Below are 15,163 nucleotides of genomic sequence, written 5' to 3' on the forward strand. Positions count from 1 at the left end.
ACTCCTAGACTGTCTCTGTCTGCTGCAAGTCAGCATTGATCGGGAGTTCAGGATGACAGCGTCCTTTTTTACGGTTCTGGCAGCAGGGGTATCGCTGGGGCTGTTTATCTATTTGTTCTATGCCTTGCTCAAGGCCGAAAACTTCTAAGTTCAGGTTGGCAAGTGTTCATTGTTTGGAACAGGTGTGCATATGAGTGATTTTTTATTCTTAGCGGTGCTGTTCGCATTCTTTGCGATGGCGACCGGATTTGTGCTCGGTCTTGAAAAACTGTAAGAGGGGCTGTCATGCTGGACGATTTGATGCAGTTCCTGGTGGTTCTGGCCGTCTCTACGGTCTTGTTAGTGGTGGTGGGCAAGTGGATTGCCCATTTTTTCTGTAGCCCGAAGCACAGTTTGATTGAGCGTGGCACGTATCGGGTGTTGGGGGTGAACCCGGACGAGAAGATGTGCTGGAAGCGATATGCGCTGGCGCTGTTGTTAAGCAATGCCGCCATGTTGCTTTTGGGATATGTTCTTTTGCGGGTGCAGGGCGGGATACCGGGAGACAGCCTGCAGCGTGTGGCCCAGTCTCCTGACCTGGCTTTTAATACGGCCATCTCCTTTACGACCAATACCAACTGGCAGGCGTATTCGGGGGAGTCCAGTCTGTCCAATTTTTCCCAGATGGCGGCCATCACCTTTCTGATGATGATCAGTGCCACAACAGGTCTGGCGGCGGCAGGCGGTTTCATCCGTGGTTTAAGCCGGAAAAGTTCGGCTGATATTGGCAACTACTGGGTGGACTTCACTCGTTCTTTGTATCGCCTGCTCTTGCCGTGCAGCTTCTTGCTGGCCTTGCTTTATATCTGGCAGGGTATGCCGCAGACACTGGCGTCTGATGTCGTGGTCAACACGCTGGAAGGGCTTAAGCAGCAGATTATTCTGGGGCCAGTGGCCAGCCTTGAAAGCATCAAGCATGTGGGAACCAATGGGGGCGGTTTTTTTGGCATGAATGCGGCCCATCCTTTTGAAAATCCCACCCCGCTGACCAATACCATTCACATGCTCAGCATGTTGCTGGTTCCCTCGTCCCTGACCTATGCCTTTGGCACCATGCTGAGCCGCCGTCGCCAGGGTTGGGCATTTTTTGCCGCTTTTCTGGTGATGTTCGTGGGCTTTCTGGCCCTGATTTATAGCGCCGAACAGGCAGGCAATCCTTTGCTGACTTCCCTGGGGGTGGACCAAACACAAAGCAGAACGCAGGGTGGAGGCAACCTGGAGGGTAAGGAGCTGCGTTTCGGGGTGGCGCAAAGCAGTCTGTTTGCCACAGTGACCACGGCCGCGACCACTGGCTCGGTCGATGCCATGCATTCGTCGCTGACACCTTTGGGTGGTCTGGTGCCGATTGCCCAAATGATGCTGAACAATGTGTTTGGCGGGATCGGGGTGGGCTTTATCAGTCTGGTCAGCTACGCCATTTTGACGGTCTTTCTGGTGGGGATGATGATAGGGCGCAGCCCCGAGTTTCTGGGCAAGAAGATTGAGGCGCGGGAGATGAAGTACGTGATGCTGGCCATGTTGGCGCATGCCTTCAGCATCCTGGGCTTTACCGCTTTGGCCAGCCTGCAGCCCTCGACCCTGGACAGTCTGTCCAATATGGGCCCGCATGGCTTTAGCGAGGTGCTCTACGCCTACACCTCGGGCACGGCCAATAACGGTTCAGCCTTCGCAGGCTTTAATGCGAACACTCCTTTCTTCAATACGACGATAGGGCTGGCGATGCTGGTTGGGCGGTATCTGACCTTGCTGCCCTTGCTGGCTTTGGCCGGTGTGCTGGCCGCCAAGAAAGCGGTTCCTGCGGGTCCAGGCACCTTGTCGACGGCTACCCCCTTATTTACGGGTCTGTTGATTTTTGTGGTTCTGGTGGTGGGCGGGTTGACGTTCCTGCCTGCATTGGCGCTGGGCCCGATTGTGGAGCACCTGTTGATGCTCGATGGCATTACTTTTTGAGGATTGACCGTCATGTCTACCCATCACTTTTTGGTTTCGACACTGGCTGCCCCGACGATGAGAAGCTTGTTGCGGCCGGTATTGGTGTCTGCTGTGTTTTTTATGCTGTTGACGGGCATTGCCTACCCCTTGGCCACGACCTTTATCGGCACCGCCCTGTTCCCGGATCAGGCAAAGGGCAGCCTGATTCAACGTGATGGCCAGGTCGTAGGCTCCCGCCAGATTGGCCAGTACTTCAGCCAGCCCGCGTATTTTCACGGCCGCCCCAGCGCGACTGTGGGAGTGGACCCGGCAGATCCTTCCCAAAGTATTGCCCAACCCTATAACGCCGCGGCCAGCGGGGCTGGCAATCAGGGCGTGTTAAGCAGCAGTTTGCTGGATGCTGTGGCGGAGCGCAGCAAGGCCTATCGCCTGATGAACGGTTTGGCAGAGGATGCACCCGTGCCGGTGGATGCCGTGACGGCGTCGGCATCGGGGCTGGATCCCCATATCTCGGTAGCCAATGCCCGTTTGCAGGCCGCTCGAATTGCCAGGATGCGGGACATGCCGCTGGCTCAGGTCCAGGTCTTGATCGATCGCTACACCCAGGCCCGTCAATGGGGAGTGCTGGGCGAGCTGCGTGTGCAGGTCTTGGAGCTTAATCTGGCACTGGACAGGGTCAAGCCTGTTCAGCCCGCCGTGCGTTAGGAACAGGTGTCATTATGTCTATTACTGATCTGAAAGCCATGCAAGAGGCGGGACATTCATCGTCATTGCGCGCCATACCGTGGGGAACGGTGTGCAAGGAAGCCTTCAAAAAACTCTCGCCCCGGGCGCAATTCAAAAACCCGGTGATGTGCGTGGTGTATCTGGGCAGCATTGTGACCAGCTTGCTGGGCATGCAGGCTCTGCTGGGCCAGGGTGAGGCTCCGGCCGGATTCATCTGGTCGGTGTCGGCCTGGTTGTGGTTTACGGTCCTGTTTGCCAATGCGGCCGAGGCCGTAGCGGAAGGGCGGGGCAAGGCGCAAGCCGATGCATTGCGTTCCACCCGCAAGCGGGTCATGGCCAGGGTATTGAAAGAACCCGCGCGCGATAGCCGTGCCTGGCCGGTCCCCAGCGACGAGCTGCTGCCGGGCGCTTACGTGTTGGTTGAGGCAGGCGAGATTATCCCCGCCGATGGGGAGATTTTGCAGGGTGCCGCCTCGGTGGACGAGTCTGCCATTACAGGTGAGTCGGCGCCGGTGATCCGTGAGTCCGGGGGAGACTTCTGTTCCGTCACGGGCGGTACCCGGGTGCTGTCAGACTGGATCGTGATGCGGGTGACCGCCAAACCGGGTGAGGCCTTTCTGGATCGCATGATAGCAATGGTGGAGGGGGCCAGGCGTGGCAAAACCCCCAACGAGATTGCTTTGACGATTTTACTGGTGGCCTTGACGCTGATCTTCTTGCTGGTGTGCGTCACCTTGTTGCCTTTTTCCAGCTTTGCGACGGTGCTGACCGGACACGGTTCACCTGTCACGATGACAGCCCTGATTGCTTTGTTGGTGTGCCTGATTCCCACCACCATCGGCGCCTTGCTGTCGGCAGTGGGGGTTGCTGGCATGAGCCGCATGATGCAAGCCAATGTGCTGGCGAGTTCTGGCCGCGCTATCGAGGCAGCCGGGGATGTGGATGTTTTGCTGCTGGACAAGACCGGCACGATCACGCTGGGCAACCGGGAAGCCTGGGCGTTTCTGCCCGCGCCGCAGGTGTCTGAGCAGGCTCTGGCCGATGCCGCCCAATTGGCCTCGCTGGCGGACGAGACTCCCGAGGGGCGCTCCATTGTGGTCTTGGCCAAGCAACAGTTTCATTTGCGAGGCCGTGAGCTGCATGGCGCGCGAACCATTGCCTTTAGCGCCCATACCCGCATGAGTGGAATTGATATTGACGGTCGTCAGATCCGAAAAGGCGCGGCGAGCACGATGCGCGCTCACATTGAATCGTTGGGAGGTATTTTTCCGTCTGAACTGGATGGTCTGGTCAATGAGCTGGCGCGACGGGGCAGCACGCCGCTGGTGGTGACCGAAGGCAATAAAGCGCTGGGCGTGGTGGAGCTGAAAGACATCGTCAAAGGCGGGATCAAGGAGCGGTTTGCTGAGCTGCGGGCTATGGGGATCAAGACCATCATGATTACCGGGGACAACCCGTTGACGGCTGCGGCCATCGCGGCCGAGGCCGGGGTGGATGACTATCTGGCCGAAGCCACGCCGGAGGACAAGCTGCAGTTGATCCGGCGTTATCAGGATGAAGGGCGACTGGTTGCCATGACGGGTGACGGGACCAATGATGCTCCTGCGCTGGCCCAGGCTGATGTGGCTGTGGCGATGAACAGTGGCACGCAGGCGGCCAAAGAGGCGGGCAATATGGTCGATCTGGACAGCAATCCCACCAAGCTGTTGCGAGTGGTGGAAGTGGGCAAACAGATGATTATGACCCGCGGCGCCTTGACGACTTTCAGTATCGCAAATGATCTGGCCAAGTACTTTGCGATTATTCCCGCGGCTTTTGTAGTCACTTATCCCGCTCTGGGTGCCTTGAATGTGATGCAGTTGCACAGCCCGGCCACTGCCATTATGTCTGCAGTCATTTTCAATGCCCTGATAATCATCGCTCTGATTCCCTTGGCCTTGCGGGGGGTGAAATACCGTGCCGAACCGGCCAGCCGTTTACTCAAGCGAAACCTCTTGATTTACGGCCTGGGCGGGCTGATCGCTCCGTTTGTCGGCATCAAGTTGATTGATCTGCTGCTGACGCCGTTTTTTGGATAAGAGCGTAAGATCATTACCAGTTTTCTGCAGGGAGTACACAGACCCATGTCGCTTGAAGATAGGCCGGACCCGGATGAGCTGTTGCAGGTGGTTGGCGAGGACCCGCACCAGCCTCGCCGGGGGCAGCTCAAGATCTTCTTTGGAGCGTGCGCCGGTGTGGGGAAAACCTACGCCATGCTCAAGGAAGCGCATCAGCGTCAGTCCGAGGGAGTGTCCGTTGCGATTGGTATTGTGGAGACGCATGGCCGTCAGGAAACACAGACGTTGCTGCAGGGGCTGCCCGTACTGGCGCGCAAGGAGTATCAGCGTCAGGGACGGGTGGTCACCGAGTTTGATCTGGATGCGGCCCTTGTGTCGGGGTATCAGTTGCTGCTGGTCGATGAGCTGGCCCATTCCAATCTTGAGGGTAGCCGTCATGCCAAACGATGGCAGGATGTGGAAGAGCTGCTGGATGCGGGAATCGCTGTGTATACCGCGTTGAATGTGCAACATCTGGACAGCTTGAATGAGGTGGTGGGGGGCATTGTCGGGGTGCGGGTTCGGGAGACCGTTCCAGACCGGATATTTGATCGTGCGGCCGATGTGCTGCTGGTGGATCTGCCCCCGGATGATCTGTTGGCTCGCTTGAATGCCGGCAAAGTGTATCTGGCGGACTCGGTGGCCCAGGCGCGTCAACACTTCTTTCGTCGGGGCAATCTGATTGCCTTGCGTGAACTGGCCTTGCGTCGCGTGGCGGACCGGGTCAATGCCGATGTGCATGTCTACCGAATCTCCCATGCCATACGAACCGTCTGGCCTACTCGTGAACTGTTAATGGTGTGCGTCAGTGCGGACAGTGCCCAGGAAGCGCTGATTCGGGAGGGGGCGCGGCTGGCCCAGCAATGGCAAACGCCCTGGATCGTGCTGCATGTGGACACGCCATCGGAAAGCGGTCAGATCAAGGCGCAGGAAGCGCTGGTGCGCCTGGCGGCCAGTGCGCAGCATGCCGGCGCTGAGTTTGCCAATATTGCCGGTCAGGATGTGGCTCATACCGTCCTGGCCTACGCACGGCAACGCAATGCCACCAAGTTGATTCTGGGTAACTCCTCGGCACGTTCGCGCTGGCCCTGGCGGCCTGCCTTGTCGGAGCGGCTGGCGCGTAGCAACCCCGAGATTGGCCTGCTGCTCGTGCGTGTGGATACGGTTCAGCGACCTATCCGCCCCCTTGAGCTGGAGACCCCCATGGCGCAGGGCAAAGCCCTGTCGATTGCCTCCATCATCTGTGTGGTGACGACCTTGCTGGCGGAGCAGTTGTTGCCGTTTTTTGAACTCTCCAATGTGATCATGCTGTTTTTGATCACGGTGGTCTTTACCGCCTTGCGCTTGGGACGGTTGGCCGGTGTGTGGGCCTCGCTGTTGTCGGTGGCCTTCTTTGATTTTTTCTTTGTGGAACCCCGCTATTCGTTTTCGGTTACGGATACCCAGTATGTCTTCACGTTTGGCGTGATGTTGGTGGTGGCCTTGATTATTGGTCAGCTGGCAGCCCGTTTGCAGGCCGAGGCACGAGCGGCGCGCGATGGCGAGCGCCGGGCGGCCGCGTTGACGCGTGTCAGTCGGGATCTGGCCGGGGCGCTGGCATTGGAGCAGGTGCTGGCCGTGTGCCGCGATACCCTGGAGCCTTTGTTTGAGATGCCGATGGTGCTGGTTGTGCCGGATCAGCATAATCAGCTGGTCGCAACTCGCCATACGAGCTTTGTGGAGCTTTCAGTCGCGCAATGGGTGTTCGACCACATGGAAGCGGCGGGCAAGGGAACTGAAACCCTGAATGGGGCCAGTGCCTTGTACTTGCCCTTGAAAGGCCCGATGGCCCCGCGTGGTGTGCTGGTGGTACAGTCTGGCGCGGCAGCTTCGTTACGAACACCCGATGGGCGGCGCTTGCTGGATGCGTGCTGCTTTATATTGGCGCAAGCTCTTGAACGCATTCACTATGTGGCCATCGCCCAAGACACGGTGCTGCGCATGGAGGGGGAGAAAATGCGCAATACCTTGCTGTCGGCCGTCTCGCATGATTTACGTACGCCCTTGACTGTGATCCGGGGTCTGGCTGAAACCCTGGAGCAACCCAAGGGCCTGGGTGAAACAGAACAGCGCGATATTGCGAGGGCCATACGTGTGGAGTCTGATGAGTTGCGTCGTCAGGTGTCCAACTTGCTGGACCTGGCCCGTATGCAAAATGAAGGAGTCAAACTGCACAAGGAGTGGCATGCCTTGGGCGATATTGTGGGGATTGCGCTTGCCCGTTGCGCGGCCGCCTTGCAGCCTCGTCAGGTCGTGACCGAGTTCGCTGCGGACCTGCCGTTAGTCGAAGTCGATGGTGTCATGTTGGAGAGGGTAGTGACGAATCTGCTGGATAATGCCGCCAAGTACACGCCCGATACCAGCACGATCTGGCTGAGGGGGGTGTGGGCGGGTCAGTCCATGTATTTGCTGATCAGCGATGATGGTCCCGGTTTGCCACCAGGGGATCCCGAGCGATTGTTTGATACTTTCACACGGGGACAGAAAGAATCCTCCGTGGCGGGGGTGGGCTTGGGGCTGGGACTGTGTCGAACGATTATTGCTGCACATGGTGGTACGATCAGCGCCAGGCCGCGCTTGCCGCAGGGGGTGGTCTTTGAGATTCGCCTGCCCTGGAAAGCGGCCCCCCGTATGGAGAGTGACGAGCTACCGACATGAACAAAGCCCAGATACTGATCGTGGAGGATGAATCCAATATCCGTCGTTTCGTACGGATTGCCCTGGAGCAGGAGGGCATGGCCGTGATCGAAGCCAGCACCTTGGCGCAAGCGCGTATGGACGCGGCAACCCGTCGTCCCGACTTGATGATTGTGGATTTGGGTCTGCCAGACGGAGACGGCAAGGACTTGATTCGCGATCTGCGCGGCTGGGTCTATTCTCCGATTCTGGTCCTGTCTGCCCGGGATCGAGAAGAAGAGAAGGTGGCGGCCCTGAATGCCGGCGCGGATGACTATCTGGCCAAACCCTTTGGCGTGCCGGAGCTGTTGGCCCGTATACGCGCTTTGTTGCGGCGCTCCCAATTGGTGGTGCCAAACGTGCAGGTAGCCTCCTCGCGGGTCCGCTTTGGAGGGGTGCAGGTCGATCTGGCGTCTCATGAGGTGACGCGGGATGGGCAGGCCGTGCATTTGACGCCTATTGAGTTTCGTCTCCTGACGGCCCTGATTCGGGGGCATGGCAAGGTATTGACGCATCAACATTTGTTGCACGAAACCTGGGGGCCTGCTTACTCAGACCGGCCGCATTATCTGCGGGTGTACATGATGCAGTTGCGTCAAAAGCTGGAGCAGGATGCCGCACAGCCCAAGTATCTGCTGACGGAACTGCAGGTGGGGTATCGCTTGGCGGGTCTGGACGTTCAGGCGTAAAAAGAAAAAGGGGATACAACGTATCCCCTTTTGCATTGTTGAGCCGTTGGCGTGGCTCTGTGGTGTTCAGGCTTGCTGGCGTCCCAGAATCAGGAACTCCATCAATGCTTTCTGAACATGCAGGCGGTTTTCAGCTTCATCCCAGACCACACTTTGTGGGCCGTCGATGACTTCGCCGGTGACTTCCTCGCCGCGATGAGCGGGCAGGCAATGCATAAAGAGGGCGCTCGGGTCCGCTACATCCATCATCTCCTGATCCACACACCAGTCTGCAAAGGCTTTGCGACGCTCTTCGTTCTCGTCTTCGTAACCCATGCTGGTCCACACGTCCGTGGTAACCAGGTGCGCGCCCTTGCAGGCTTCCAAGGGATCGTCGAATTCGCGCAGAATGCTGGAGTCCGGGTTGCCGGTGCGATCCGACTCCAGGTGGTAGCCGTTAGGGGCCGACACATGCAGCGTGAAGCCCAGAATTTCTGCCGCTTGCAGCCAGGTATACGCCATATTGTTGGCGTCTCCGATCCAGGCCACGGTCTTGCCCTTGATATCGCCGCGATGCTCGATAAAGGTAAAGATGTCGGCCAGAATCTGGCAAGGGTGAAACTCGTTAGTCAGTCCATTGATGACCGGCACTCGCGAGTGGGAGGCAAAGCGTTCCAGGCGGGTCTGCTCGAAGGTGCGGATCATGACGATATCGACCATGCGCGAAACCACGCGTGCGGTATCTTCAATGGGTTCGGAGCGGCCCAGCTGCGAGTCAGTGGTGGTCAAATGAATGACCGAGCCGCCCAGTTGATACATGCCGGCTTCAAACGAGACACGGGTACGGGTGCTGGCTTTTTCAAAAACCATCGCCAAGGTGCGGTCGTGCAATGTGTGGTGCGGCTGATAGCGTTTGAACTTGTCTTTGATCAGGCGTGCGCGTTCCAGCACATATAAAATTTCGTCGTGAGAAAAGTCGCGAAATTGCAGAAAGTGCCGAAGCGGTCCTGCTTGCACGATGGCATCCATAAGAAAATCCTGCGGATAAAGAAAGCCATCTTAACCTGTCCGGCTATTTAGAGCAAAGTCGGACCCTGACGGGGGCAGGACGGGGGTGGGCGTTTGGATAGAAAGGGCAGGGCAAAGTAATGCTTGGCAATAAATTGTCAAGTGGCTAATTTATTGAATCCCGGGCTTTGCGCGGCTGCGATCGGATACAATGCGGAGCGACAAAGGAAAAAGTGCAGCCGACCTGTACTGCACGGTGAGCGATTAATTGTTATGACAGAGCCAGTGAAGCAACTTGTAATCCATGGTGTGACCCGGCAGGATCAGCGTTTTCGTCCCAGCGACTGGGCAGAACGCTTGGCCGGTGTAATGTCCCAGTTTCGCCCGGCTGGGGCGATGGGTGGCCATTTGACCTACTCGCCCTATGTGGTGCCGCGGCTGATTGACGGCGTGCGCTGCGTGGTGGTGGATGCTCGTCTGCGAGAGCTCGAGCCTTTGGCCTGGAAATTCGTCTGTGGCTTTGCGCAAGACAATAATTTGAAAATCAGCGGTATCGATCCCGAGAATATGGACCCTGTTGAGTCCTGATCCTGATTTTGCGCAGTCTGCTCAGTCGCCCCCGTTAAACGGCAGGCGACTTGTTTTTTTATAGTGTCAGCGGCGTCAGTACCTTGCCCGTTTTCTGAAACTGCAAGATGTTTTCCAGTGTCAGCGAGAGCATGGCTTCGCGTGTTTCCCGGGTGGCGCTGGCGGTGTGCGGCGCCAGGACAACCTGGTTCAGATCGCGCAAGGCCGCAGGAACCTGGGGTTCCTTTTCGAAGACATCCAGCCCTGCCGCGCCCAGCCGTCCCTGTTGCAAGGCGGCAATCAATGCCGTTTCATCGACGACACTGCCTCGGGCAATATTGACCAGAATCCCGTGCGGGCCCAGGGCGTTCAGGACGTCGACATTGATCAGTCCCCGTGTTTCATCACCGCCCACGGCGGCGATCACCAGGAAATCTGCCCAATAGGCCAGTTCGATCAGGGACGGTTCATAGTGCCAGGGCACATCGTGGCGCGGACGGCGGTTGTGATAGCGCAGCTCCATATCAAAGCCGCCGGCTCGGCGGGCAATAGTCTGTCCAATGCGGCCTAGCCCCACAATACCCAGTTTCTTGCCGCTCACTCGCGTGCCCAGCCCGAAGCCATTTGGTCGGTCCCAGTGGCCAGCGCGCACATAGCGATCGGATTCAGTGACGCGGCGAGCCGCGTCCAGCAGCAAGGCCCAGGCCATATCGGCCACGCAGTCGTTCAGAACGTCGGGGGTGGTGCTGACTTGAATCCCGCGCTGCCTGGCCGCCTGGACGTCGATAGAGTCGTAGCCTACCCCTACACTGCAAATTGCTTGCAACGCAGGCAGGCGCTCCATCAAGGAAGCGGGGGTGGCGGTGACAGCGCTGGTTAACAATACCTGGACGCGTGCAATCTGCTCGTCAGAGAGCTGATTCAGGTCTTGAAGGGAGATGCGCTCGAAATGACGGTCGATATCGTCAAAATAGGGGTGCTGGGCCAAAGATGCCAGTTGCAGCACGATGGGACGTGTCATGGGGACTCGCTCATGAAAACGCAAATCCATAACTTAGCATGATTGGCCTGCACGTTCAGGCAATGGTTTTGTGGCTAATAAAAAAGGGGTGCTAAGCACCCCTTTTTAACTGGTTTTTAGGCCAGGGCCGATTAAACCATTAAAAATCTTCAGCAATCAGGCCAGTGCCTTGATAGCAGCAGACAGGCGGCTCTTGTGGCGGGCAGCCTTGTTCTTGTGAATGATGTTCTTGTCGGCAACGCGATCAATGATGCTGGTCGCTTTGCGGAATACTTCGTTAGCAGCAGTTTTGTCGCCTGCTTCGATAGCCTGGCGAACGCGCTTGATAGCGGTACGCAGCATGGAACGGATGCTGGCGTTGTGTTTGTTGCGAGCCACTGCTTGGCGGGCGCGCTTGCGTGCTTGTGCGGTATTAGCCATTTTTAATAAAGCCTAAGTTTTAAAGTTTAATCGGCAAAGACAAATATTCTAGGATACTAAGTGCGCTTTGTAAAGTAAGAGGGCCGAATGCCCACGATAAACAACATACCGAAATAGGAAATGCCGCTGGCAGCCAACACCCCACTCAGAGCCAGTACACGCAGCCAGGGGCTTGCCCCCAGACTGATCCAGTCGATGTGGCGGTCTGCCAGCACGAGGATCGCGGCCAAGGCGAGCAAGGCCGGAATGATTCTCAGGAAAAAACGCAACCAGTCGGGATGGGGCTGGTAAATGCCGCGTTTGCGCAGCATCACCAGTAAGGTCAGGGCGTTGACGGTGGCCCCCAGTCCGATGGACAGCGCCAGTCCCGCATGGGCGAAGGCAGGTACCAGCACAAGATTGAAGAGCTGGGTAATGATGAGAACGGCAATGGCGATACGGACGGGAGTGCGGATATCCTGGCGAGCGTAAAAGCCGGGTGCCAGGATTTTGATGGCCAGCAGGCCGACCAGACCGACTGAATACGCTCCCACCGCCAGGCGGGTCTGAGCGACGTCGGCAGCGGCAAAGGCCCCGTAGTGAAACAGGGTGGCCACCAGACCATCCGAGAGCAAGGCCATGCCCAGTGCAGCAGGCAGACCCAGCAACAGGACCAGGCGCAGGCCCCAGTCAAGCAGGGCGCTGTAGTTCTTGTCATCCTGACCGGCATGGGCGGCAGACAGCTTGGGCAACAGGACGGTACCCAGCGCCACCCCGAGCAGTGCGGTGGGAAACTCCATCAGGCGATCGGCAAAGGATAGCCAGGTGACGCTGCCCGACTGCAGCCAGGTAGCAATATTGGTATTGATCAGCAAGGATATCTGCGCCACAGATACCCCCAGGATGGCGGGCAGCATCTGTTTGAGAATGCGTTGCACGATGGGGTCGCGGCGTGCTTCTCCCAGCCGTAGCGAAAATCGTGGCAGCAGTCCCAGGCGAGCCAGGGCGGCCCACTGCACCAGCAGTTGGGCCAGACCACCGGCCATCACCCCGATAGCCAGGGCATAAATGGGGGTTTCCATGTGTTGGGCCAGAAACAGACTGGCGCCAATCATGGACAGATTCAGCAAGATAGGCGTGAAGGCAGGAATCGCAAAGCGACTCCAGGTATTGAGTACGGCAGAAGCAAACGCCACCAGCGACATGCAGATGATGTAAGGGAACATCAAGCGGGTCATGGTGATGGCGGCGCCAAATTCGGTGTGCCGCTCGGGCGAGGTCAAGCCACTGGCCATGGCGCTGACGACCCACGGCGCCGCCACTATACCGATGATGGTCACCAGCATTACGGCAAAGGTCAACAGCAGCGCAACGCGGTCCAGCAATTGCTGGACCTTGTCCTGCTCGTGCTCTTTGCGTACCTGCCCCAGGATGGGAACGAAAGCCTGCGAAAACGCGCCTTCCGCAAACAAACGCCGCAGCAGGTTGGGAATGCGAAAGGCTACCCAGAACGCATCGGTAAGCGGGCCCGCCCCAAAGGCGCGGGCAATCAGAATATCGCGTGCCAGTCCGGTAATGCGCGAGAGCAGTGTCAGGCCACTAATCGTGGCCGCCGAGCGAAACAAACCCATTGGAGCCGATGCAGAAAGTTATTTTGGTGCCATACGAATGGCGCCATCCAGACGGATGGTCTCGCCATTGAGCATTTCATTATTGATGATGCTCTGCACCAGTTGGGAGAAATCTTCAGGGCGACCCAGACGTGATGGGAAAGGGATGCTGGCTGCCAGGGAGTCCTGAACTTCCTGGGGCATGGCAAACATCATGGGGGTGCCAAAGATGCCGGGAGCAATCGTCATGACACGAATACCGGTCTGGGCCAGATCGCGAGCCAGGGGCAGGGTCAAGCCCACGACGCCGGCTTTGGAGGCACCGTAAGCGGCTTGTCCGATCTGCCCGTCGTAGGCGGCAACCGAAGCCGTATTGATCAGCACGCCACGCTCGCCCGAGGCTTCGGGGGTATTGCTGCTCATGGCAGCGGCGGCTAGACGACACATATTGAAGGTGCCGACCAGGTTGATCATGACGGTTTTCTGAAACAGCTCCAGCGTGTGTGGGCCATTACGTCCTACGGTGCGCGAGGCAGGGGCCACGCCAGCACAGTTGACCAAACCGAACAGGGGGCGGGCACTGTCCTGGCAAGCCAGATCCACGACGGCCTGGGCGTCTTGCTCCGAGGTGACGTCACAATGCAGGTAATCTTGGCCCAGCTCTTGGGCCAGCGCCTGCCCGGCTTCATCCTGAATGTCGGCAATCACCACACGCGCACCGTGTTCCACCAGCATGCGCACAGTGCCTGCGCCCAGACCGGATGCGCCGCCCGTCACGATAAAAGTCTTGTTATTGATTTGCATGAGCTTGTCTCCCTTGAATAATGAACAACCGGCCCTGGGGGCCGGTTGAATATTGGCTTAGCTTGCCAGGGCGTCCAGGATACGCTGGCGAATCTCATCGACGCTGCCCACGCCGGAAATCTTGCGATAGGCCGGAGCGTGTGGGTCGCCGGTGGCTGACCATTGCGAGTAGTAATCGACCAGAGGGCGGGTCTGCTCGCGATAGACAGACAAGCGGTGGCGGACGGTTTCCTCACGATCATCGTCGCGCTGAAGCAAGGGTTCACCGGTCACATCGTCCACGCCGGGGGTCTTGGGCGGATTGAAGGTGACGTGGTAGCTACGACCGCTGGCTGCATGGATGCGGCGGCCACTCATGCGTTCGATAATGCTCTCTTCGGGCACGTCGATCTCGATCACGAAGTCCAGTTTGACCTGGGCATCTTTCAAGGCGTCGGCCTGGGGGATCGTGCGAGGGAAACCGTCAAACAGGTAGCCGGGCTCACAGTCTGCTTCTTTCAGACGGTCGCGAACCAGCCCGATGATGATGTCATCGGAGACCAGGCCGCCGGCGTCCATGATTTTTTTGGCTTCTACACCCAGCGGGGATTGGGCTTTGACAGCGGCACGCAACATATCGCCCGTGGAAATTTGTGGAATACCAAATTTCTCGGTAATGAAAGCAGCTTGAGTGCCTTTGCCGGCACCAGGGGGCCCGAGCAGTATGAGTCGCATGAATTCCTCCAGGAAATGCGTCGATCCGATTCTCGCTTGATGATGCGTTGCAGCATATTTAGCGCATTTTTTATTCGGAAAGCGCAGAAAAAAGATCTTTTATAACCGATTTGCGAAGTGAGCGCGTACTCTTTCCAGGTCTTGCTCGGTGTCCACGCCTGCAGCAGGAATCTCCCGAAGGCGGTGAACCATAATCTGGAAGCCATTTTCCAGGGCTCTGAGCTGCTCCAGAGACTCAAAATGCTCCAGCGGCCCACGCGGCAACTGGGCGTATTGCTGCAAGAAGCGATTTCGGTAGGCGTACAGGCCGATATGGTGCAATGCGGGAAGCTCGTCGGCCAATATCCGGTCTCCCTGGGCCAGGGCATCACGCGCCCAGGGAATGGGGGCGCGAGAGAAATACAGAGCGCGGTCGTTGAGGTCGCACACGACTTTGACGGCATTGGGATTGAACAGCGTCTCGGCGTTGGTGATCGGAGCCGCCAAGGTGGCAATGTCAGCCTGTCCGCTGCGGGCCAGAAGCTGGGCAGCCGCATTGATATGCTCAGGCTGGATCAGTGGTTCATCCCCTTGCACATTGACCACGATTTCGTCTTCGGCCAGGTCCAGCAGTCTTGCCGCCTGGGCCAGTCTGTCGGTGCCAGTGGGGTGTTCGGCATCGGTCAGCAGGGCATGGAAACCATGGGCCTGAACCGCCTCCAGCACCTGCGGCGAGTCGGTCGCGACCCAGACTTGACGCGCCGCGCTTTGCGCTGCCTGTTGAGCACAACGCACGATCATGGGTTGGCCTGCAATATCGGCCAGCGGTTTGTTGGGCAGGCGGGTTGAGCCCAGGCGGGCCGGGATGATGACGGAAAAGGTCAT

At 58.2% G+C, this 15,163-nt stretch carries 14 protein-coding genes; 7 read left to right on the forward strand and 7 right to left on the reverse strand.

The genetic code is table 11. The annotated features are described in order from the left end of the window. The first annotated feature begins 52 nt into the window (after nt 1-52). The 6 genes from kdpF to VF694_RS08885 all read left to right on the forward strand — a co-directional run bounded on the left by kdpF (nt 53) and on the right by VF694_RS08885 (nt 8,197). Nucleotides 53-148: a K(+)-transporting ATPase subunit F gene (kdpF, locus tag VF694_RS08860; RefSeq protein ID WP_100214825.1), complete on the forward strand. Its 96-nt coding sequence runs from the start codon at nt 53-55 to the stop codon at nt 146-148. Between the two features lie 137 nt (nt 149-285). Continuing rightward, the gene (kdpA, locus tag VF694_RS08865) at nt 286-1,989 is read left to right on the forward strand and encodes a potassium-transporting ATPase subunit KdpA (RefSeq protein WP_240208824.1); all 1,704 of its coding nucleotides are present in this window, start codon (nt 286-288) and stop codon (nt 1,987-1,989) included. 12 nt (nt 1,990-2,001) lie between these two features. Next, nucleotides 2,002-2,676, forward strand: a complete 675-nt coding sequence (gene kdpC / locus VF694_RS08870; protein WP_440164128.1) for a potassium-transporting ATPase subunit KdpC — start codon at nt 2,002-2,004, stop codon at nt 2,674-2,676. Between the two features lie 38 nt (nt 2,677-2,714). Then, nucleotides 2,715-4,775: a potassium-transporting ATPase subunit KdpB gene (kdpB, locus tag VF694_RS08875; protein WP_440164325.1), complete on the forward strand. Its 2,061-nt coding sequence runs from the start codon at nt 2,715-2,717 to the stop codon at nt 4,773-4,775. Nucleotides 4,776-4,820: 45 nt separating this feature from the next. Then, nucleotides 4,821-7,490, forward strand: a complete 2,670-nt coding sequence (locus tag VF694_RS08880) for a DUF4118 domain-containing protein (protein WP_440164131.1) — start codon at nt 4,821-4,823, stop codon at nt 7,488-7,490. Beyond that, entirely contained in the window at nt 7,487-8,197 is a 711-nt protein-coding gene (locus VF694_RS08885; protein ID WP_440164133.1) for a response regulator, read from the forward strand. The genes VF694_RS08880 and VF694_RS08885 overlap by 4 nt, the downstream gene beginning before the upstream one ends. Before the next feature lie 66 nt (nt 8,198-8,263). Here the strand turns inward: VF694_RS08885 and argF are convergent, their stop codons facing one another. Further along, nucleotides 8,264-9,205 carry an ornithine carbamoyltransferase gene (gene argF, locus VF694_RS08890; protein WP_039943281.1) on the reverse strand — a complete coding sequence of 314 codons (942 nt, stop codon included), beginning with the start codon at nt 9,203-9,205 and terminating at the stop codon, nt 8,264-8,266. A gap of 252 nt (nt 9,206-9,457) precedes the next feature. Here argF and VF694_RS08895 point away from each other — a divergent pair, with 252 nt between their 5' ends. Then, nucleotides 9,458-9,772: a DUF3579 domain-containing protein gene (locus VF694_RS08895; protein WP_003801512.1), complete on the forward strand. Its 315-nt coding sequence runs from the start codon at nt 9,458-9,460 to the stop codon at nt 9,770-9,772. Between the two features lie 58 nt (nt 9,773-9,830). Here VF694_RS08895 and VF694_RS08900 read toward each other — a convergent pair whose 3' ends face one another. From VF694_RS08900 to kdsB, 6 genes are all read right to left on the reverse strand, one after another. Continuing rightward, the gene (locus VF694_RS08900; protein ID WP_039943280.1) at nt 9,831-10,772 is read right to left on the reverse strand and encodes a 2-hydroxyacid dehydrogenase; all 942 of its coding nucleotides are present in this window, start codon (nt 10,770-10,772) and stop codon (nt 9,831-9,833) included. Between the two features lie 156 nt (nt 10,773-10,928). After that, nucleotides 10,929-11,192, reverse strand: coding sequence for a 30S ribosomal protein S20 (gene rpsT, locus VF694_RS08905; RefSeq protein WP_003801510.1), 264 nt, complete (start codon nt 11,190-11,192; stop codon nt 10,929-10,931). A gap of 56 nt (nt 11,193-11,248) precedes the next feature. Further along, entirely contained in the window at nt 11,249-12,802 is a 1,554-nt protein-coding gene (gene murJ, locus VF694_RS08910; protein ID WP_003801509.1) for a murein biosynthesis integral membrane protein MurJ, read from the reverse strand. Between the two features lie 18 nt (nt 12,803-12,820). Continuing rightward, nucleotides 12,821-13,585 carry a 3-hydroxyacyl-CoA dehydrogenase gene (locus tag VF694_RS08915; RefSeq protein ID WP_003801508.1) on the reverse strand — a complete coding sequence of 255 codons (765 nt, stop codon included), beginning with the start codon at nt 13,583-13,585 and terminating at the stop codon, nt 12,821-12,823. Between the two features lie 57 nt (nt 13,586-13,642). Continuing rightward, nucleotides 13,643-14,299, reverse strand: coding sequence for an adenylate kinase (adk, locus tag VF694_RS08920; RefSeq protein ID WP_003801506.1), 657 nt, complete (start codon nt 14,297-14,299; stop codon nt 13,643-13,645). A gap of 99 nt (nt 14,300-14,398) precedes the next feature. Further along, on the reverse strand, nt 14,399-15,163 hold the full coding sequence (kdsB, locus tag VF694_RS08925) for a 3-deoxy-manno-octulosonate cytidylyltransferase (protein WP_059317770.1): 765 nt from the start codon (nt 15,161-15,163) through the stop codon (nt 14,399-14,401).

Origin of the sequence: Alcaligenes sp. Lyrl_28 (genome assembly GCF_051948705.1) — a bacterium.
Lineage (GTDB): Bacteria > Pseudomonadota > Gammaproteobacteria > Burkholderiales > Burkholderiaceae_B > Alcaligenes > Alcaligenes ammonioxydans.